20 protein-coding genes and 1 tRNA gene are annotated in these 21,422 nt (G+C 45.9%); all 21 read left to right on the top strand.

The features are described 5' to 3' along the window. The first annotated feature begins 161 nt into the window (after positions 1-161). The 21 genes from AC5W14_RS16490 (at position 162) to ftsH (ending at position 21,387) form a co-directional block, all read left to right on the top strand. Positions 162-422 carry a Veg family protein gene (locus AC5W14_RS16490; protein WP_252313686.1) on the top strand — a complete coding sequence of 87 codons (261 nt, stop codon included), beginning with the start codon at positions 162-164 and terminating at the stop codon, positions 420-422. A 262-nt stretch (positions 423-684) separates the two neighbouring features. Beyond that, positions 685-1,545, top strand: coding sequence for a 4-(cytidine 5'-diphospho)-2-C-methyl-D-erythritol kinase (gene ispE, locus AC5W14_RS16495; protein ID WP_496060645.1), 861 nt, complete (start codon positions 685-687; stop codon positions 1,543-1,545). 68 nt (positions 1,546-1,613) lie between these two features. Beyond that, a complete protein-coding gene (gene purR, locus AC5W14_RS16500; RefSeq protein WP_496060646.1) occupies positions 1,614-2,450 on the top strand; it encodes a pur operon repressor in 837 nt (278 codons plus the stop codon). Positions 2,451-2,453: 3 nt separating this feature from the next. After that, entirely contained in the window at positions 2,454-2,831 is a 378-nt protein-coding gene (locus AC5W14_RS16505) for a RidA family protein (RefSeq protein ID WP_496195009.1), read from the top strand. Between the two features lie 154 nt (positions 2,832-2,985). Beyond that, the gene (gene spoVG, locus AC5W14_RS16510; protein WP_496060648.1) at positions 2,986-3,285 is read left to right on the top strand and encodes a septation regulator SpoVG; all 300 of its coding nucleotides are present in this window, start codon (positions 2,986-2,988) and stop codon (positions 3,283-3,285) included. A gap of 185 nt (positions 3,286-3,470) precedes the next feature. After that, positions 3,471-4,829, top strand: coding sequence for a bifunctional UDP-N-acetylglucosamine diphosphorylase/glucosamine-1-phosphate N-acetyltransferase GlmU (glmU, locus tag AC5W14_RS16515; protein ID WP_496060649.1), 1,359 nt, complete (start codon positions 3,471-3,473; stop codon positions 4,827-4,829). Between the two features lie 54 nt (positions 4,830-4,883). Next, the gene (locus tag AC5W14_RS16520) at positions 4,884-5,834 is read left to right on the top strand and encodes a ribose-phosphate diphosphokinase (RefSeq protein ID WP_496060650.1); all 951 of its coding nucleotides are present in this window, start codon (positions 4,884-4,886) and stop codon (positions 5,832-5,834) included. Between the two features lie 112 nt (positions 5,835-5,946). Then, positions 5,947-6,600: a 50S ribosomal protein L25/general stress protein Ctc gene (locus tag AC5W14_RS16525; RefSeq protein WP_496060651.1), complete on the top strand. Its 654-nt coding sequence runs from the start codon at positions 5,947-5,949 to the stop codon at positions 6,598-6,600. Between the two features lie 143 nt (positions 6,601-6,743). Then, positions 6,744-7,310: an aminoacyl-tRNA hydrolase gene (pth, locus tag AC5W14_RS16530; protein ID WP_496060652.1), complete on the top strand. Its 567-nt coding sequence runs from the start codon at positions 6,744-6,746 to the stop codon at positions 7,308-7,310. Positions 7,311-7,418: 108 nt separating this feature from the next. After that, positions 7,419-10,955, top strand: a complete 3,537-nt coding sequence (gene mfd, locus AC5W14_RS16535) for a transcription-repair coupling factor (RefSeq protein WP_496195010.1) — start codon at positions 7,419-7,421, stop codon at positions 10,953-10,955. A 101-nt stretch (positions 10,956-11,056) separates the two neighbouring features. Beyond that, on the top strand, positions 11,057-12,664 hold the full coding sequence (locus tag AC5W14_RS16540; RefSeq protein ID WP_496195011.1) for a putative polysaccharide biosynthesis protein: 1,608 nt from the start codon (positions 11,057-11,059) through the stop codon (positions 12,662-12,664). 1 nt (position 12,665) lies between these two features. Beyond that, positions 12,666-14,039 (top strand): bifunctional methyltransferase/pyrophosphohydrolase YabN, encoded by a 1,374-nt coding sequence (gene yabN / locus AC5W14_RS16545; RefSeq protein ID WP_496195012.1) that lies wholly within the window; start codon positions 12,666-12,668, stop codon positions 14,037-14,039. A gap of 13 nt (positions 14,040-14,052) precedes the next feature. Further along, complete coding sequence (locus AC5W14_RS16550) at positions 14,053-14,316, top strand: RNA-binding S4 domain-containing protein (protein WP_252313673.1); 264 nt, start codon at positions 14,053-14,055, stop codon at positions 14,314-14,316. 268 nt (positions 14,317-14,584) lie between these two features. Beyond that, the gene (locus AC5W14_RS16555) at positions 14,585-14,974 is read left to right on the top strand and encodes an FtsB family cell division protein (RefSeq protein WP_496060656.1); all 390 of its coding nucleotides are present in this window, start codon (positions 14,585-14,587) and stop codon (positions 14,972-14,974) included. Positions 14,975-15,090: 116 nt separating this feature from the next. Next, positions 15,091-15,534 (top strand): S1 RNA-binding domain-containing protein, encoded by a 444-nt coding sequence (locus AC5W14_RS16560; protein WP_496060657.1) that lies wholly within the window; start codon positions 15,091-15,093, stop codon positions 15,532-15,534. 134 nt (positions 15,535-15,668) lie between these two features. Continuing rightward, positions 15,669-15,745 (top strand) — tRNA-Met (locus tag AC5W14_RS16565). Between the two features lie 170 nt (positions 15,746-15,915). Further along, a complete protein-coding gene (locus AC5W14_RS16570) occupies positions 15,916-16,674 on the top strand; it encodes a threonine/serine exporter family protein (protein WP_496060658.1) in 759 nt (252 codons plus the stop codon). Between the two features lie 30 nt (positions 16,675-16,704). After that, a complete protein-coding gene (locus AC5W14_RS16575) occupies positions 16,705-17,151 on the top strand; it encodes a threonine/serine exporter family protein (protein ID WP_496195013.1) in 447 nt (148 codons plus the stop codon). Further along, positions 17,135-18,526: a tRNA lysidine(34) synthetase TilS gene (gene tilS, locus AC5W14_RS16580; RefSeq protein ID WP_496195014.1), complete on the top strand. Its 1,392-nt coding sequence runs from the start codon at positions 17,135-17,137 to the stop codon at positions 18,524-18,526. The genes AC5W14_RS16575 and tilS overlap by 17 nt, the downstream gene beginning before the upstream one ends. 164 nt (positions 18,527-18,690) lie before the next feature. Beyond that, entirely contained in the window at positions 18,691-19,254 is a 564-nt protein-coding gene (gene hpt, locus AC5W14_RS16585) for a hypoxanthine phosphoribosyltransferase (RefSeq protein WP_496060661.1), read from the top strand. 33 nt (positions 19,255-19,287) lie between these two features. Next, positions 19,288-21,387: an ATP-dependent zinc metalloprotease FtsH gene (gene ftsH / locus AC5W14_RS16590; protein WP_496060662.1), complete on the top strand. Its 2,100-nt coding sequence runs from the start codon at positions 19,288-19,290 to the stop codon at positions 21,385-21,387. Positions 21,388-21,422 lie beyond the last annotated feature (35 nt).

Consider the following 21,422-nt stretch of genomic DNA (forward strand, 5'->3'; position numbering starts at 1 on the left):
GCCCTGCTTTACCCGGCGGAATGAAGCTTTTTTTTCCTCTTTCCGATTTCCTGAATTAAATCGTTGACATGCTCTGTTCATACTTGATATAATCATAAATTTACTTGACATCATCGTTCACTGGTGGTATACTATTGTATGAGTGAGGTGGATCTTAGACAATGGGAAAAACACTGGTAGAAATTAAAGAGTCGCTAGATGCAAAGGTCGGTAAAAAAGTCACGGTTATTGCTAATGGGGGAAGAAAGAAAACGATTGAACGATCCGGTTTTCTGGAAGAAACATATCCTTCTGTTTTTATTGTGAAGCTTGACAAAGAAAAGCATCACGTGGAAAGAATTTCTTACAGTTACACAGATGTACTCACGAAAACCGTACAGCTTTTTCTTCCGGAAGAAGAAGCATTAGTTGAAAAAATGTAATTGTAGCCTTAACCACATATGAACGATGAGTGCACCCTCCATAAAAGCAGGGTGCGCCATAAAGCCCCGGCAGAAGAGAATTCTCTGCTGGAGCTTTTTTTTTGCAGAAAATGATGCTGCGGCAAAAATCAAACTCATTCCTGACTGTCTATAAGCGTAAACTGTACATACTGGAAGTTTTCAACTAAAATATACAGAGATAATGAGGCGGCAGATGCGAAGGCTGCTATCAGCGGCTGAAGACAGAGAAGGAGAATGTTAGGTGAAACGATCAATTAAAGCACCTGCGAAAATTAACTTGAGCCTGGACGTGCTTCATAAGCGCGAAGACGGGTTTCATGAAGTAGAAATGGTTATGGCCCAGGTCGATTTAGCAGATCGTCTGGATTTTACGCTGCGTGCCGACGGTAGGATTACCGTAGAAATGTCCGAAGGCTTTCTTCCCGTGGACCACCGGAATTTTGCTTATCAGGCGGCGCGGCTGCTGCAGAAGAAGTATCAGGTGAAAAGCGGCCTTCATATTTATATACATAAGTATATCCCTGTAGCGGCAGGATTGGCAGGAGGAAGCAGTGATGCAGCTGCGGCGCTGAAAGGCGCTAATGAAATGTGGGGGCTCGGCCTCTCGATAGAAGAGCTTGCAGTATACGCTGCAGAAATTGGGTCTGATGTGGCATTCTGTGTTTACGGCGGAACAGCACTTGCTACAGGACGCGGTGAAAAAATCAAACGCCTGCCGGCGCCTCCGCCGTGCTGGGTGATTTTAGCAAAACCTCCAATTGGTGTATCAACGGGAGATATTTACAAAAAAGTAGACGCGGGAAAGCGAAGAAAGCCAGCCAGTCCTTCCATTGTAAAAGCGCTCGAAGCTGGAAGTTTCCCCGACATGTGTGCCAATTTATACAATGTACTGGAAGAGGTCACGCTGCCGATGTATCCGGAAGTAACCCGCATTAAAGAACGGATGCTGGATTCGGGGGCAGACGCTGCGCTGATGAGCGGCAGCGGTCCGACTGTATTCGGTCTGATTGAACGAGAAGCCAAGGTGCACCGGGTATACAACGCCCTCCGGGGATTCTGTGATCAGGTTTATGCTGTGCGGATGATTCGACATGAGGAATAGGCTTGATTAAATCCGTATATTAATGATATATTTTGGATATAATATTCGGATTTAATACGGAGGTTTACATGAAGAAATGGAAACGAAGCGGACGGCTTGTAGATATGACGCATTATTTAAAAGAACACCCTCATCAGCTCGTATCGTTGAGCTATTTTTCAGAGCGGTATGATTCGGCCAAGTCTTCTATCAGTGAAGACTTAACGATTGTAAAAGAAGTGTTTGAAGAACAGGGCATCGGTTCTCTGTTGACGGTAGCCGGAGCGAGCGGCGGAGTGAAATACATACCGAAAATACAAGGTAAAGAAGCAGCGGAGCTGGTACAGGATATCTGTGAAAAACTGGAAGATAAAGAGCGTCTTCTGCCGGGCGGGTATTTGTATATGATGGATATTCTCGGAAAGCCCCAGCTTATGAAAGAAATTGGGCGCCTGTTTGCTACTGTATTTGCAGGACAGAAAATTGATTCTGTGATGACTGTAGCGATGAAAGGAATCCCTTTGGCATACGCGATAGCTTCGCACTTAAATGTGCCTGTAAGTGTCGTAAGGCGCGATCACCGGGTCACGGAAGGTTCTATGGTAAGTATTAACTATGTATCTGGTTCGGCTAAACGTATACAAACGATGTCTCTTGCGAGAAGAAGCCTGCAGGAGGGCGCCCGCGTCTTGATCGTAGATGATTTTATGAAAGCAGGCGGAACCGCCCGGGGCATGATGGACCTTTTAAGTGAATTCAAAGCCGAGGTTGTCGGCATTGGCGTGTTAGTAGAAGCCGAAGACGTAGAAGAGCGTCTTGTCGATGATTACGTCTCCATTGCAAGGCTTGCGGATGTGAATAACCAGCAGAAGCAGGTAAAAGCGGAGCCCGGCAATATTATAAATAAATTAACAGCGGAGGAATAATACATGAAAAAAGTATTTACTAAAAACGCTCCCGAAGCTATCGGGCCATATTCACAGGGAATTATTGTAAATAATTTATTTTACAGCTCCGGCCAGATTCCCCTGAAGGCAGACGGTGAACTGCTGGAAGGGAATGTGCAGGAGCAGACTCATCAGGTTTTTAAAAACCTCCAGGCGGTTCTTGCTGAAGCTGGTGCTTCTTTAGATACGGTCGTCAAAGCTACAGTATTCATTAAGAATATGGATGAGTTTCCTTTGATTAATGAAGTGTACGGAGAATATTTCAGCGCTCACCAGCCTGCACGCTCCTGTGTAGAAGTGGCAAGGCTTCCAAAAGACGTCTTGATCGAAATTGAAGTCATTGCTTTAGTGAACGCCTAAATAACATTTAAGCACATATCAGCCTTCTCTCTTTGAAAAAAGAAAGAAGGTTTTTTACCATCATTTTCTAAAAATTTAAATTTTTTAGAAGGACTCTCTCTTTTTTTGTTGAATGTAGCTGATATACATCTTAAACAAAAAGGGGGTAGAGCAAATGGAAGTAACTGATGTAAGACTTCGCTGTGTGAAAACAGAAGGGCGCATGCGCGCTATTGCATCTATAACACTGGACGGGGAATTTGTGATCCATGATATTCGGGTCATCGACGGCAATAACGGCTATTTTGTAGCGATGCCGAGTAAGCGTACTCCCGATGGAGAATTTAGAGATATTGCCCATCCTATTTCTACCGGGGCAAGAGAAAAAATTCAGCACGCGGTTCTGCAGGAGTACAGCCGACAGAAAGAAATCGATTCAACGGAGTGGGAAAAAGAAGCGCAGACCCCGCTGTAACATGGTATACTTAAAGATGGAATGTACGGCTCTGCAGCAGGCAGGGTCGTTTTTTGTACGTTATCCATAAGACAGCAGGAAAGAGAATGCATTGCAGAATAATGTGACTTTCTCCGCCTGTCTTGAAATAAAGTGCCTTTTAGGATATATTCGTTATGGAAAATCGGATACTTGGAGGATGAGTAATGAATAAACGCTATGCTGTGATTTTAGCTGCTGGAAAAGGTACACGGATGAAGTCGGAATTATATAAAGTGCTGCACCCTGTGTGCGGGAAACCGATGGTCGAGCATGTAGTAGACCAGGTCGCCCAAACAGGTACAGAAAGTATTGTCACGGTAACAGGTCACGGAGCCGAAATGGTAAAAGAACATCTTGGAAGCCGTTCTTCTTATGTGCTTCAGGAAAAGCAGCTTGGTACAGGCCATGCTGTCATGCAGGCGGAGGAGCTTTTAGGAGACAAAGAAGGCGTAACGATCGTCCTTTGTGGAGACACGCCATTAATCAGTTCGGAAACAATGGAGGCGTTGTTTACCCATCATCAGGAAACCGGAGCAAAAGCGACCGTATTAACAGCAGGAGCAGAAGATCCTTCCGGGTACGGGCGTGTTGTACGTGAACAGGAAACAGGAAATGTGCTGCGTGTCGTGGAACAAAAAGATGCTTCCAAAGCAGAGCTTGCGATTGGAGAAATTAATACCGGCACGTACTGCTTTGATAACGAAACGCTGTTCCGCGTTCTAAAGCAGGTTGGCAATGATAATTCCCAGGGTGAATACTACCTCCCCGATGTTATCGGCATCTTAAAAGATGAAGGAGAAACAGTTTCCGCCTGGAAGACACCGGACTTTTCGGAAACGATCGGTGTTAATGACAGAGTCGCCCTTGCAGAAGCAGAACAGACAATGAAGCGTCGAATTAATACCTATTGGATGCGTCAGGGTGTGACGTTTATTGATGATGCGCAGACGTATATTTCGGCAGATGCGGTTATTGGAAGTGACACCGTGCTGTATCCGGGAACGATACTAAACGGAAATGTAACGATTGGAAGCAAATGTAAAATCGGCCCTCATACGGAGATTTCCGATAGTGCGGTTGGAAGTGAAACGGTAATCAGGCATTCTGTCGTGTCCGAAAGTGAAGTAGGCAGCAATGTCAATATCGGCCCGTTTGCCCATATTCGTCCAGCCTCTGTTCTTGAGGATGAAGTGAAAGTAGGCAATTTTGTGGAAGTGAAAAAAGCTTCTTTCGGCAAAGGAAGCAAAGCTTCCCACTTAAGCTATATTGGGGATGCGGAAATAGGAAGCAATGTAAACCTTGGCTGCGGATCGATCACGGTCAATTATGATGGAAAGCAGAAATACTTGACTAAAGTAAAAGATGGAGCGTTTGTAGGTTGCAACGCCAACTTGATTGCCCCTGTTACAATCGGTGAAAATGCTGTAATAGCAGCAGGTTCCACTATTACAGAAGACGTACCGAGCCAGTCTCTTTCCATTGCCCGTTCGCGTCAGACAAACAAAGAAAATTATATAAAATAAATAAAGCCGGTTACAGGCCTGGATTTTAAAATGTTAACGGAGGGAAATTTACTAATGCCAACCTATGAGGATCCATATTTAAAGCTTTTTACCTTGAATTCCAACCCTGCTCTTGCTGAAGAGATCAGTAATAAAATAGGGGTGCCGATGGGGAAAAGCTCTGTTAAGCGCTTCAGTGATGGAGAAGTACAGATGAATATTGAAGAGAGCATTCGCGGCTGCGATGTTTTCCTTGTTCAATCTACTTCCGACCCGGCCAATGAACATCTTATGGAACTGTTGATTATGATTGATGCCATGAAACGGGCTTCTGCGCATACGATAAATGTGGTTATTCCCTATTATGGATATGCACGCCAGGACCGAAAAGCCCGCTCAAGAGAGCCAATCACATCAAAACTTGTAGCAAACCTACTTGAAACAGCCGGCGCGACGCGCGTATTAAGTGTGGATCTTCACGCGACCCAAATTCAGGGTTTCTTTGATATCCCGGTCGATCAACTGCTTGGAGAACCAATTCTCTCCAATCATTTTGAACAAAAAAACCTTGAGGATGTTGTCATTGTTTCTCCCGATCATGGCGGCGTAGTCCGCGCCAGAAAAATGGCGGACCGTATGAAAGCACCGATTGCGATTATTGATAAGAGGCGTCCGAAACCAAACGTCTCTGAAGTAATGAATATTGTAGGGGAAGTTCAGGGAAAAACAGCGATTATTATTGACGATATTATTGATACAGCCGGCACCATGACGCTTGCTGCAGATGCATTAATTGAAGCAGGAGCTAAAGAAGTATACGCATGCAGCACACACCCGGTACTATCCGGCCCGGCTATTGAGCGGATTGAAAACTCCCAGATAAAAGAACTTGTGGTCACAAATACCATTGTTCTTCCGGAAGAAAAGAAAATTGCTAAAATTACACAGCTTTCTGTTGCCCCGTTACTGGGTGAAGCCATTATCCGTGTGCACGAACACGCATCTGTCAGCACACTGTTTGAATAAGCTTCCTTTGGGAAGGACTTGCTTTTTATAAAAAAGACTGGTATAATCTCGTCTCAAGTGGGTAAAAAAATATTAACCCCTGCGAAGACAATCTAAATGAGGTGAAAGAAGCATGGCTACAGTACTAAAAGCCGAGAAGCGCACAGATCTCAGAACTTCTGAGAACAAATCATTGCGCCGCAACGGGCAGGTACCGGCCGTTCTTTACGGAAAGACAACCGAAAGCACAGCAGTTTCAGTGCATAGTGTTGGTTTTATAAAAACTATTCGTGAAGTAGGACGTAACGGTATCATCGATCTAGAAGTAGAAGGCGGAAAGAAATATCAGGTTATTGCACATGACGTGCAAATAGACCGCATCAAGGATCAGGTTCTTCACATCGACTTCTTTGCAGTTGATATGAAATCTGAAATGGAAGCAGAAGTTTCCGTTAACCTTGTTGGAGAAGCACCTGGAGAAAAAGACGGCGGCGTTGTATCAAACCTATTGTTTACTTTGACAGTAAGTGCATTGCCAGCTGACATTCCTGAGGAAATCACTGTTGATATTTCCGAGCTTAATATCGGTGACTCTATATCTGTAGAAGATGTGAAAGCATCCGGCAACTTTGAGATTACGAATGAGCCGACAGAAACAGTAGTTACAGTAGTAACTCCGGATATCGAAGAAGAGCCTGAGGAAGACGATGAAGAGCAGGAGCCGGAAGTAATCGGTGAAGAGAGCGACGATTCCGAAGAAACAGACGAAGAGAACAAATCAGAATAATAAGCAGTAATAAAAAGGTATAACCGTTACAGGTTATGCCTTTTTACCACTTGCTTGGATAAGAAAGGTGCAGACAGCGTTTAAGAGAACTTAGCCGCTGTCTGCGCTTTTCTGGACGCAGAGATGAAAGGAAGAAACCAAAGATGAAGATTATAGCCGGCTTGGGAAACCCGGGCAAAACATATGACCAGACAAGGCACAATATTGGATTTGATGCAGTAGATAAACTGGCCGCGCGTCTTGGTCTGCAGTGGGTGAAAAACAAAAAAATATTTCTTTCCTGTGAAACGATCATCCATGGGGAAAAAATTATTCTTATAAAGCCTTTAACATATATGAATTTATCAGGAGAAGCGATAGCGCCGATTATGAACTATTTCGACGTATCGCCGGACGAGCTGGTCGTGCTTTACGACGATCTTGACCTGGAGCCGGGAACTCTCCGCCTTCGTCAACAGGGGGGCCACGGAGGCCATAACGGCATTCGGTCCATTATTGATCATTTAGGTACCAAAGAATTCAACCGCATCCGTATCGGCGTAGGAAGGCCGGAACCGGGGGTCTCCGTCGTGAATCATGTGCTCGGGCGCTTTGCCCCGGATGAAAAGGATAAAGTCCAGGAGGCCGCCGAGCAGGCCGCTAAAGCAGCAGAAGCATGGACCTCCCACAGTTTTAAAGAAGTAATGAATACATTTAATCAAAAAGCCTGAAGCCAACTATCTGTTAACGTTCCGGGAAACATTGTAAACTATACATGATAAAGTCGATGCATCAGCTGATACAGAACCAGGGTTCGAAACAAGGAGGATAAACATGTTATGAAGGGATTAATTAATGCCCTCGCAGGAAATGAGGAAATACAAAAGGTCGTAAAAGGAATTAAAGACAGGGCCGGCGAACAGCTGGTAGCCGGGCTGAGTGGTTCAGCGCGGGCTTTTGCTATGTCTTATATTAAACAGTCCATTGATTATCCGCAGCTGATTATTACCCATACCCTGCTGCAGGCACAAAAGATATATGATGACTTGCTGGAGCTGATGAATGCCGATGTTTATTTGTACCCCGTAAACGAACTGATTTCCTCTGAGATCGCTACGGCCAGTCCTGAAATGCGTGCCCAGCGGATTGACATACTCAATAAGCTTGCTTCCAGCACCTTTACCGGCGTAGTTATTGTACCGGTTTCAGGAGCCAAGCGGCTGCTTCCGCCGGTGGATGTATGGCAGGAAGCGAGCATTTCGCTTCGTCCTGGAGAGGAAATAGACATAGATTCCTTTGTGGCAAGACTTATTTCTCTCGGTTATCAGCGGACGACGATGGTATCGGCTCCGGGAGAATTCAGCGTACGGGGCGGTATTATAGACACCTATTCGTTAACGGAAGAATATCCGGTACGTATTGAGTTGTTTGATACAGAAGTAGATTCCCTGCGCTATTTCCATGCAGAAGACCAGCGTTCTCTGCATCAGATTGAGGAAATTACGATAGGTCCTGCTGAAGAAACCATTCTTTACGCCCACCATTTTGAAAAAGCAGCCTCCCGTCTGGAAACGGGCATGCAAAAAGCCATTCAAACGGTACAAAGCAACGATGTCAAAGACAAGCTTTATGAACACCTTTCCTACGAAAAAGAACAGCTGGAGCAGGGCAGCCGTTTTCAGGGTATTTATAAATATACGGAATATTTTTACGATAATCCGGCGACACTGCTTTCTTATTTCCCGGAAAACACGGTCGTCTTTCTGGATGAAATCAGCCGGGTTCAGGAAATGGCGGAACGGTTGGATCAGGAGGAGGCGGAATGGAAAACAGCGGTGCTCGAGCAGGGGGAGCTTCCGCTGGACCTTTCTTTATCGCTGCCTTTTCACCAACTGTTTGCAGAAAAAACCTGGCCCCGCATTCACTTTTCTTTATTCTTACGATCGCTGCCTTCTTCCCAGCCAAGCTCCACCAGCAGCATCTCCTGTAAACCGATGCAGCCATTTCATGGCCAGATGCCGGCGTTGAAAACAGAGGTGGACCGCTGGGTTAAAGCAGATTATCAAGTTGTTTTTATGGCAAGCGACGAAGACCGGGCACAGCGCCTTCAGAATATTTTATCCGACTACGACGTCGATACAGACAGAAGCGGGTTTGACGGTCCGTTTTCGACAGAGCGGGCCTCTGTCGTCATCGGTCAGCTGAGCAGCGGGTTTGAACTGCCTGCCGAAAAAATAGCTATTATCACAGAACAGGAAACCTTCACTAAAAAAGTAAACCGCCACAAAAAAAGACAGAAGCTTTCCAACGCGGAAAGAATCAAAAGCTATTCCGATTTAAAAATCGGTGATCTTGTCGTGCACGTAAACCACGGGATCGGGAAGTACCTTGGAATTGAAACGCTGGAAGTAGGGGGCATTCATAAGGACTACCTGAATGTAGCGTACGCCGGCAACGACAAATTATACGTTCCTGTCGAACAGATTGACCAGGTGCAGAAGTATGTAGGCGCCGAAGACAAAAACCCAAAAATATATGCGCTCGGCGGCAGTGACTGGAAGAAAGTAAAGCGTAAAGTCCAGTCCTCCGTTGAAGACATCGCGGATGACCTGATCAAGCTGTATGCTGAAAGAGAAGCTTCCAAAGGGCATGCTTTTTCTCCGAGCGAAAAGGAAGAAACGCTGTTTGCTTCTTCGTTCCCTTATCAGGAAACCGAAGATCAGGTAAAAGCCATTCAGGAAATTAAAGAAGATATGGAACGCGAACGGCCGATGGACCGGCTGCTGTGCGGAGACGTTGGCTATGGTAAAACGGAAGTAGCCATCCGGGCCGCGTTTAAAGCGATTGCCGATGGCAAGCAGGTGGCGCTCTTAGTGCCGACGACGATTCTGGCGCAGCAGCACTATGAAACCATTTCGGAGCGGTTTGCGGAACATCCAATAAATATAGGTCTCTTAAGCCGCTTCCGGACAAGAAAACAGCAGGCCGAAGCCCTGAAGTCGCTGAAAGAAGGCGGCGTCGATATGATCATCGGAACGCACCGGGTGCTGTCCAAAGATGTTGTTTTCAAAGATCTAGGTCTGTTGATCGTCGATGAGGAGCAGCGTTTTGGCGTAACCCATAAAGAAAAAATCAAGCAGCTGAAAGCTAACGTAGATGTGCTCACGCTGACCGCGACGCCTATCCCAAGAACGCTGCATATGTCGATGCTTGGCGTACGGGACCTTTCTCTTATCGAAACACCGCCGGAAAACCGCTTCCCTGTGCAGACATATGTACTGGAATATAACGCAGGACTGGTAAAAGAAGCTGTGGAGCGGGAATTGAGCCGGGGCGGCCAGATCTACTTTCTGCACAATCGGGTGGAAAATATCAGCCGGGTGGCAGAGCAGATTTCGATGCTTGTGCCGGAAGCAGAAGTCGCTTACGCGCACGGGCAGATGAATGAGCAGGAGCTGGAGTCGGTCATGATCGACTTTTTGGAAGGCAATAAAGATGTGCTGGTGACGACGACGATTATTGAAACAGGTGTAGACATTCCAAACGTTAACACACTGATTATTTCAGACGCTGACCGGATGGGACTCTCCCAGCTCTATCAAATCAGGGGCCGGGTCGGGCGCTCCAACCGGGTCGCCTATGCCTACTTTACGTATCAGCGGGATAAAGTGCTCACAGAAGTGGCCGAAAAGCGGCTGCAGTCGATTAAAGAATTTACCGAGCTTGGCTCGGGATTCAAAATTGCGATGCGTGACCTTTCTATCCGCGGTGCCGGAAACCTTCTTGGTTCCCAGCAGCACGGGTATATTGAATCAGTAGGGTTTGATCTGTACTCGCAGATGCTTAAAGAAGCAATTGATGAGCGGAGATCCGGTACGCCGAAACCAAAGCCTCCGGAAATTGAAATGGACGTAAAAGTAGATGCCTACATTCCGGAAAGCTATATTGGCGACTCCAAGCAGAAAATTGAAATGTACAAACGTTTCAAAGGCATAGAAACACCAGAAGACCTACAGGACCTGCAGGACGAAATGATCGACCGATTTGGCGAGTATCCAAGGGAAACAGAAGATTTGTTTGCCATCTCCCGTATTAAGCTTCTTGCAGCAAAAGAAGGAGCAGAAGCGATTACGCAGGAAGGTAAAAAAATCAATCTGCTCGTTACAGAAGAGATCAGCCGGCAGATTGATGGAGCCAAGCTGTTCGCAGTCGTAAACGAATACGGCAAAGCGATTGGTATCGGCACAAGCGGAGCCAAAATAAAGCTGGCCGTTTATCTGGACCGCCTTGGCGGGAAATCTTTCCTGCATGTGCTTGAAGCGTTGTTAAAACAGCTTCCCTATACGAAAAAAGAAGACGAAGCGATAGTCAAATAATAGAAGGCCCTCTGTTGGAAAGCAGGGGTCTTTTTTCATGCAGCAGCAGAAGGAATAGGAACGCTGTGTGCTATACTGGGGACGGAAAAGGAGCGAATGCCATGGAAGAAAAAAGCCCGGGCCGAAAAATATGGGCAGGCGCTTTATTTATATCAGGAGCCACGATTATAGGGAAAGTACTGAGTTCATTATATAGAGTGCCTTATCAAAACATGACAGGAGACCTCGGGTATTATGTGTATCAGCAGGTTTATCCTTTGTACGGGGCGGCAATGGTTATCGCCATGTATGGCTTTCCCGTTATTATCTCTAAAATGATTGTAGATGCCAAAATAGATAAAGGGATTCAGGAAGCAAAAGAAACAGCATGGTCGGCTTTTTTTATTTTGTCACTGCTGTTCACTATTCTTTTTGTATTGTTTTATGCCGGCGCTGGGACGGTTGCTTTGTTTATGGGAGATGCTGAACTTACCGGCGCAATCCGGACGATGTCCTACGTTCTTCTAACTGTGCCGATTTTGTCTGTAGTGAGAGGATATTTTCAGGGAATGAACCAAATGGAACCTACCGCGTATTCCCACGTAGCCGAGAAGTTCATTAGAGTAGCAGGGATTCTATTGTTTGCCTGGCTGGCTGTAACACTGGGCAATGGAGCGTATGATGCCGGTGAAGGCGCTTCGGCAGGCTCCGTGCTTGGAAGTGCCATGAGCGTACTGGTGCTGGTCTGGTTCCTGCAGAAAAACAGGAAAAAAGCACTGCTGCAGCCAATGTCATATAGAAACGCAGTACATAGAATGCCGGGTCACTCCAAAGTGCTGCTTACGCAGGGACTTGTTGTGTGCCTCGGAGCGCTTTTGTTTATTTTGTATCAAATGATTGATGCATTTACCGTCGTACGGTTTCTGCAGATGAACGGTGCTGTGGGAGAAGAAGCGATGATTGCTAAAGGGGTGTTTGACCGGGGGCAGCCGCTGCTTCAATTTGGTACGGTGATCGCGTCTTCTTTCGCGATGGTGCTCGTTCCGCTTTTGCAGGAGGAACGAATGAAAGGAAGGCTTGCGGCCTCCAGGTATTACGCTGCCCTTATGATGAAAGTCAGCTTTTTATTGGGGGTGGCGGCTGCGGCGGGCATGGTTATTTTAACGGAGCCGATTAATATTATGCTGTTTACAAATGACAGCGGCACCGATGTCCTCCGCACACTGTCGACAGCCCTTGTGATGAGCGGAACGGTAATGATTTCAGCGGCTGTCCTGCAGGGAAACGGTTCTTTTAGAGTACCGGCGATTTCCCTGGCAGCCGGTTTTGCCGTGAAGCTTGTCTGTAATGTACTGTTAATTCCTGTGCTGGACACACACGGCGCAGCCATCGGGACGGTTGCTGGATTAGGGGTAACAGCAGCTGTTAACATTTACTGGATTTACCGAAAAGACATGATGGAAGCTTTCACTATAGGCTGGCTGGGAAAAGCTTCAGCCGCGCTTGCCGGCATGAGTCTGCTTCTTTTAGTGATGATGGCAGCTGGAGAAGATCTGATGCACGGAGAAAACCGGCTGCTTGCCGCTGGCTTTACATTAATGACCTGTGCTGCAGGAGGTATGTTGTTTTTATATCTTACAGCGGTTCTGCAGGTAATTACGAAAGAAGAACAAAAAATGCTTCCCGGCATAAAAAAACTACAGTCATTACGAAAGAGGAGGAACAAGTAGCATGAAACAAATAACAATAATCGGCCTTGGCGCCGGGGAAGCGGATCAAATGAGCTTTGGCGTATATAAACAGCTGCGCCAGGCAGATTATGTATACCTGCGCACAAGAGAGCATCCAGCCGTTTCCATGCTCGAAAAAGAGGGTATTTCTTTTCGGAGTTTTGATCATATTTACGAAGCCCACGACCAGTTTGGTGAGGTATATGCCCAAATTGTCGAAGCGCTGCTGGAAGCTGCAGAAGGGGCGTTAATTTATGCTGTGCCCGGTCATCCGCTTGTGGCGGAAGAAACGGTGCAGCGTTTAATAGAGGAAGAAAAAAAAGGAGTGGTGCAGCTGCATATTCAAGGAGGCCAAAGCTTTCTGGATCCTGCTTTTTCCGCTCTGCGGATAGATCCGAATGACGGGTTTCAACTGCTTGATGCGACCTCTCTTGTGCCCGGGCAGCTTATGATGACCCAGCATATAATCATTTCGCAGGTGTACGATCAGATGAGCGCCTCCAATACAAAACTCACTCTAATGGAAAAGTATCCGGACGACTATGAAGTGACGCTCGTTACGGCTGCCGGAACGTCCGCAGAAAAGCTGGAGACCTTTCCGCTTTTTGAACTGGACCGGCGTGCGGCTCTCAGCAATTTAACGGCGCTGTATGTACCCCCGGTAAAAGAAGAGGCCCTTTTATATCGTGAATTTGGAAAGTTAAAAGAAATTATAGGTACGCTTCGTGCACCGGGCGGATGTCCGTGGGACCAAAAGCAGACACACGATTCATTGAAACGGTATCTGATTGAAGAAGCGTATGAAGTGATTGACGCGGTAGACGAAAAGGATGACGAGCATCTCCAGGAAGAGCTGGGCGATGTGCTTTTGCAGGTAATGCTTCATGCCCGGATCGCAGAAGAGGAAGGATTTTTTGCGATAGAAGATATTGTAGGGACACTCAATGAGAAAATGATCCGCCGCCATCCTCATGTGTTTGGAGATACAAAAGCGGAAACGAGTGAGGAAGTAAACTATAATTGGGGAAAGATTAAACAGGCAGAGCGCGCGGATTCGGGAGGGGAAACAGACAGTCTGGACGTTCCTGCTTCTTTCCCCTCCCTAATGAGAGCGGCCGAGCTTCAAAAGCAGGCAGTCAAGCAGGGTATGCCGGTTAAAGAGGAACCGCTGCTCTGGGGAATCTTTGAAAAAGAATTACAGGAGTGGAAAACGGTACTACAGGGAACGGATAAAGAACGGCAGAAAAAGGCGTTTGGCAGCGTGCTTTTTGTTCTTGTAACTATAGCCGGCCGCTATAAGCTTCATCCGGAAGAATCGCTTCATACCGCTAATCGGAATTTTGAGAAGCAGTACAAGGCGAAGAACGGCCAATAAAGGAGAGTAAACGATGAGAATAGACAAATTTTTAAAAGTATCCCGCTTGATAAAGCGTAGAACCCTGGCTAAAGAAGTAGCTGCCCAGGGAAGAATTAAAGTAAACGGCCACCAGGCCAAGGCAGGAACAGAGGTAAAACCCGGGGACGAAGTGTCTATCCGTTTTGCTAGCAAAACGATTACGTTTTCGGTGGATGAAATTAAAGATACGACCAAAAAAGAAGCTGCAGAAAGCATGTACACTATTCTAAAAGAAGAGACGCCGGAGAGTAAATAAAAGAAAATTGCATAATTTATACAATTTTATATTGAAAGACCCTTCCTCCTTCGTTATGATATTAATAATTGGTTATTGTATAACAGTTCTGAAAATATNCCGGAGAGTAAATAAAAGAAAATTGCATAATTTATACAATTTTATATTGAAAGACCCTTCCTCCTTCGTTATGATATTAATAATTGGTTATTGTATAACAGTTCTGAAAATATATAGCTCATGGCTAATATAATATATAAATATAGTAACAGAAGGAGGGACGAAGGTCTTGGGTTCTAATAGTAGAAAAGTAACAGAAATTAACAAGTCTTATGTCCGTCAGCAGGAACGCGAACAACAGCTTCAGGATGCCATTCAATCGAAGCGTAAAAAAGGACTCCGCCGCCGCTTAACGGCAATGGCTGTCACGGGATCCATTATTGCTGTAGTATTGGCTGTTATTCTTATTACACAGTGGCAGACGCTTCATGCCAAGGAAACAGAAAGAACCAATTTAGAAACACAGTACACGGAAATGCAGGCTGAAGAAGAACAGTTGAGGCAGGACATAGAAAATTATCACGATTTAGATTACATTGCCGAAGTAGCGAGAAGTGACTATTACTTCACAAAGCAAAACGAAACACTGTACAAAATGCCGGAAGAGTCTGCTGAATAACAAACACATTCAAAGTGGTGTCCCTTTGTTCAATTAAGTAAATACATGATGCTGTTATAAACGTAATCAGGCAGCTTTACTGTTTTTATTAACATTTGAAGAGGAGCAATTTCTACATGGCAATAAAAGCTGGCGATAAGGTAAAGGGCAGAATATCAGGTATTACCCATTTTGGTGCGTTTATTGAACTGGCTGACGGGAAAACCGGCCTGGTTCATATTAGTGAAATAGCAGATAAGTACGTCGACAACATTAAAGACTTTGTGAATGTTGGCGATGACGTTACTGTAAAAGTCATAAAGGTAGAAGCAGGCGGAAAAATCAGCCTGTCTATTCGAAAAGCGATAGATCGCCCCGCCGATGAACGACCAAAGCCGACCCGCCCTGCACCCGCCCGGCCGAGAGACAGCAGCCGTCGGAACGGATCTCCCGGTACTAGCAGGCCAAAACCTCTTTCATTTGAAGATAAAATGAATAACTTTATGAAAGATAGTGAAGAGCGTCTGTCCGCATTGAGAAAGCAGACAGATAATAAACGAGGAAAACAATCCCGGAAATAAAGGCTTCTGCTGAAACCGTGCGGGCTTCATTTGTTAAAGAAGCCTGCGCGGTTTTTATGCTTTTAAGAATCAGTAAAAAGAAAAGTGTTGACGGGGCCTGGTGCATTGTTTATAATTACGGATGTTGCTAATTTGGCGGTGTAGCTCAGCTGGCTAGAGCGTACGGTTCATACCCGTGAGGTCGGGGGTTCGACTCCCTCCGCCGCTACCAAAAACAAAACAAATGGTATTCTTAAAAAAGAGTATCTATTTAATACCGAAACTGTGCCCATTAAAGGTGCAGTTTTTTTTGTATCCAACGTCGTTTAAATGTATATTCATCAGCTGGTATATAGGGTATAGTGTATTTCAAGAAAATAAGGAATAACTGGAGGGAACGACGTGGTTCGTGGAAAGAAAACAATGGACATCTGCCTGTTAAGCGGCAGGCTGCTCCTTCGGTATGGAGCAGAAACATATCGAGTAGAAGATACAATGGTACGAATGGCGAAGGCCGCAGGAATGAATAATGTCCACAGCTTTGTCACCACGACCGGTATATTTCTTTCGTTCAAAACTGAAGAAGATTACGATAGTATGCAGATGATTCGGATTAAAGAACGGTACCAGGACCTTGGAAAAGTAACGGAAGTAAACCAGCTGGCCCGGGAATTCACATACGGAGATATTACCCTGGATGAAACGCAGGAACGTTTAAAAGCGATAAAAGATGCACCGATGCATTATCCACTTTGGTTTATTTACTTAGCTTCCGGTATTGGCGGCGGCGCTTTTTCCTATTTAATTGGGGGCAGTTATTTTGATATGATTCCAGCGTTTATTGGAGGAACCGTTACTACCATTACTCTAGTTCTGATACAAAAAGTGTTGAAAGTAAAGTTTTTTGCTGAATTTGCGGCGGCGTTAACCGGCGGGATATTGGCTCTCATAATGGTAAACGGAGGATTTGGAACAGAATTAAACCAGGTCATCATCGGCTCGTTGATTCCTCTCGTACCCGGCGTGCCCCTGACAAACGCTGTCCGGGATTTAATGTCGGGAGACCTTGTAGCAGGTGTGGCGAGAGGCTCAGAAGCCCTGGTTACGTCTTTATCTATTGCAGCGGGAGTAGCCCTGTCGCTGTCCATCTTTTATATGTAGCAGGGCACATGGTGTCGGAAGGAGGAGGAAATGATTTTGCTTGAATGGTTGATATGTTTCATCGCCACCGTGGCGTTTGGCGTAATTTTTAATATTCCTCTTCGGCTGCTTTGGTGGGGCGGCACTGCCGGGGTAGCTGCCTGGATTGTTTACAGTACCCTGCCGGAGCTGGGAATGAGCCTGGTGTTTGCTGCAGCAGCTGCAGCTTTCACTGCGGCTTTTATCGCACACTGGCTTGCCATATGGAAAAAGGTGCCGGTTACAATGTTTACGATTCCGGGAATTATTCCACTCGTACCCGGCGGCCGTGCTTACTCGACGATGCTTGCTTTTGTAGAAGAAAATCATATAAGAGGGCTCGAGCAGGGGGTTCAGACCTTTATGCAGGCTGGTGCAATAGCGGCCGGGCTCGTATTTGCCCTTTCTTTATTTTCTATCGGAAAAGGAGTAGGACAGCGGTATGAAACAGAAAATTGAAGCGTTTATCAAAAAGTATTCACTGCTTCAAAAAGGTGACCATGTAATAGCAGCTGTATCAGGCGGGGCAGACTCTATGGCGCTTGTTCATGTACTTAGTGAACTGGCAGACCCCCTGCAGATTTCTGTATCAGCGGCGCATGCTGATCACGGCCTGCGTCCCGAAGATTCAAAAGAAGAAAAGGATATGGTGGAAGCCTATTGCCGAAGCCGCTCTATTGCTTTCTATACAGAGGTGCTTCCCGTGCGGGCTTATTTATCTGAACAGGGAAAAGGAGTGCAGGAGCAGGCCCGGCTGCTTCGTTATCAATTTTTAGAAAAAGTGATGAAAGAATGTGGAGCAGCAGTTCTGGCCACCGGTCATCACGGAGACGATCAAGTAGAGACAATGCTCCTTAGAATGGCAGCAGGCCGCGCTTTATGGGAAGAAATGGGTATAGCCGCTTCCCGTTATCAGCAGGCAGGAAAGATTATCCGGCCGATGCTCGGTGTAAGCAAAGAGGCTGTCTATGCCTATTGTGCAGAACACGCTGTTCCTTTTAAAGAAGACCAGACCAATCGTTCAGATACGTACGCAAGAAATCGAATCAGACATCATGCCCTGCCGGCCGTTCTTCACGAAAACAGGGAGGCCCGGGAACATTTCCAGACACTAAACGAATGGACATCAACCGAAAGGCAGTTTATTAAAGAAGCCGCAGAGAAAGAAGCTTCCCAGCTGATTCTGCACCAAGATGAACATTCTTTGACGTTTTCCATAAGCGGCTGGAAAGCCCTTCATTTGGCTTTACAAAGAAGGGTTATTCCTCTACTATTAACTTATCTTTGCAAAAATCAACACACGGCCGTTTCTACTATACATATAGAACAGCTGCTGCTGCTTCTCTATAAACCCGATCCGTCCTTTACTATTGATTGGGCGGACGGGGTGTTGGTAAGGCGGACATATGATACATGCACGTTTCATATTCAAAACAGCATGGAGCCGCCTGCAGTCGAAGCACCCAAACGCCTCGATGTGCCGGGGACCGTCACGTTTAACGAGTGGACTATTACGGCGAGCTGGCACGATGGTTCGATCAGCCCTGAGCCGGCTGATGTGTTTTGCATAAAAGAAGCAGATGCAAAGCTCCCTGTGCTGGTCCGTTCGAGAAAGCAGGGAGAAAAACTTCATGTAGCAGGAATGACAGGCCGAAAGAAATTAAATCGTTTATTTATCGATGAAAAGGTACCTAAAACCCAAAGGGACAGCTGGCCTGTCTTGGCAGCCTCTGATGAAACGATCTTATGGGTGCCAATGCTCGCCAAAACAAAAGCCGTGCAAAGAGCGCCTGAAGGAACCAGGACTATTTTATTTAAGTGCCAAAAGAACTAGATTCAACGGGCAAATACGGTATTATGAAACAATCGGCCAGACAGTTTTCAAGACGTGAAGGATGAAATTCATGCTTTATTCATGATATGATTAAAGCCGGGTATTCACCCTATTTTTTAATGTATACTGAGATAATGAATTTTTGGGAGGCTTAAGCGATTCTGATGCATGACGATATTGAGAACATACTAATTAGCGAAGAAGAGATCCAAACCAAGATTAAAGAGATGGGAAAAGCTATCTCAGCAGAATACGATAACCGTTTTCCGCTGGTTGTAGGAGTTTTAAAAGGGGCTCTTCCTTTTATGGCTGATATAATTAAAAGAGTAGAAACGCATCTGGAAATTGATTTTATGGATGTTTCCAGCTACGGTAAAAGCACTGTATCTTCAGGGGAAGTTAAAATTATTAAAGACCTTGATACAACAGTGGAAGGTAGAGACGTTATCATTTTGGAAGATATTATCGACAGCGGCATTACGCTTAACTATTTGATCAAGCTGATAAAGCACCGCGGTGCAAAGTCGGTAAAGATCATTACGCTGCTTGACAAGCCGGATGGCCGAAAAGTCGATCTTGTACCGGATGTAGCAGGCTTTATCGTGCCGGATGCGTTCGTGGTGGGGTATGGTCTTGATTACGCAGAACGGTATAGAAATCTTCCATATATAGGGGTACTAAAACCGAAAATTTACAACAATGAGGCAGCGGCATCAGAAGTTTTATAGAACACCGCCAGTGCTTACAGAAGGAGGTCAGGAATGAATCGAATGTTTAGAAACGTCGTGGTGTATTTGCTTTTGTTTTTGGTCATTATCGGTATTTTCAGCTTTTTGAGTGGGGATCAGACCACTACAGAAGAAATGAGCACCACCGAATTGATAACCAAGCTTGAAAATAATGAAATTGAGTCAGCCACCCTCCAGCCTGAAGGAGAAGTGTATTTAGTAGAAGGCCAGGAACAGGGCATGGAAGAAGAGGAAGCATTTGAAGCCTACCTTCCAATGACCGATGAGAATACCCAGCTGATACTAAACGCTCAGGGCCCGGATGGAAATGAGCTGACGATCAATACACAGCCGGCAGATGAACCAAGTATCTGGTCCAACCTGCTTGTTACCGCTATTCCGTTTGTGATTATTATTCTATTATTCCTATTCCTCTTCAGCCGTGCTCAAGGCGGCGGAGGCGGCGGAAACAAAGTGATGAACTTTGGTAAGAGTAAAGCCAAGCTGTACCAGGAAGATAAGAAAAAATCCCGCTTTAAAGACGTAGCTGGTGCAGATGAAGAGAAACAGGAATTAATTGAAGTAGTAGACTTCCTGAAAGACCCACGCAAGTTCGCCAATATGGGAGCACGTATTCCAAAAGGTGTTCTTCTTGTAGGACCTCCAGGTACTGGTAAAACACTTATTGCACGTGCAGTAGCAGGTGAAGCAGGCGTACCATTCTTCACAGTCAGTGGTTCAGACTTTGTTGAGATGTTTGTCGGTGTCGGTGCTTCCCGTGTACGTGATTTGTTTGAAAACGCGAAGAAAAACGCTCCATGTATCATTTTCATTGATGAAATTGACGCAGTAGGGCGTCAGCGTGGAGCCGGTGTCGGCGGCGGCCATGATGAACGTGAGCAGACGCTGAACCAGCTTCTTGTTGAAATGGATGGTTTCAGTGCAAACGAAGGTATCATCATGATTGCTGCAACAAACCGTTCCGATGTACTTGACCCTGCCCTTCTTCGTCCAGGACGCTTTGACCGCCAGATTATGGTAGGTCTTCCTGACGTAAGAGGACGCGAAGAAGTGCTTCAGGTTCACGCCCGCAACAAACCGCTTGCAAATGACGTTAACTTAAAAGCGATTGCCCAGAGAACACCAGGATTTTCCGGTGCGGATCTGGAAAACCTGTTAAACGAAGCAGCGCTTATTACTGCCCGCGGTGACATGGACAAAATTAGAATGAGCCATGTAGACGAAGCTATTGACCGGGTTATTGCCGGTCCAGCTAAGAAAAGCCGTGTTATTTCGAAAAAAGAAAGACAAATCGTTGCTCATCACGAAGCAGGCCACACGGTGGTCGGCGTGAAGCTTAGAAACGCGGATATGGTTCATAAAGTGACGATCGTTCCACGTGGACAAGCCGGCGGTTATGCCGTTATGCTTCCACGAGAAGACCGTTACTTTATGACAAAACCTGAACTGCTGGATAAGATTGTCGGCCTTCTCGGTGGACGGGTAGCAGAAGAAGTAATGTTTAACGAAGTAAGTACAGGCGCCCATAACGACTTTCAGCGCGCCACTGCGATTGCCCGGAAGATGGTAACGGAATACGGTATGAGTGATAAGCTCGGGCCGCTTCAATTCGGTTCCGGTTCCAGCGGCCAGGTGTTCCTCGGCCGTGATATGCAGAATGAACAAAATTACAGCGATGCAATTGCTTATGAAATCGACCAGGAAGTTCAGCGCTTTATTAAAGAATCCTATGAGCGCTGCAGACAGATTCTAACAGAGCACAAAGACAAGCTTGAGCTTGTTGCACAGCAGCTGTTGGAACTGGAAACTCTCGATGCAGAGCAGATTGAATCGCTCGTAGAAGAAGGCAAGCTTCCAGACAATCACCATTTAAACAAAAGTGATGATGAAGTGGAAGTAGTCAAACAGCCTGAACAAGAAGATTCTGCAGAAGAAGATGAAACAAAAGAGACGTCTTCTTCAGACAATGAAGATGACAACGGATCCTCTTCGGAGGAGGCTGCTGATGCTCAAAATAAGGATGAGCAGAAAGAAGCCAATCCCGAAAATCCAAAGGAAAATGCAACCCCTTGGACAAACGAACCGCCGTCTGATGAAGACCGAAAATCATAACAGATCGAAAAGAGATGCCCTTCGAGGCATCTCTT

The organism is Sinobaca sp. TMA16-18, from assembly GCF_059510535.1.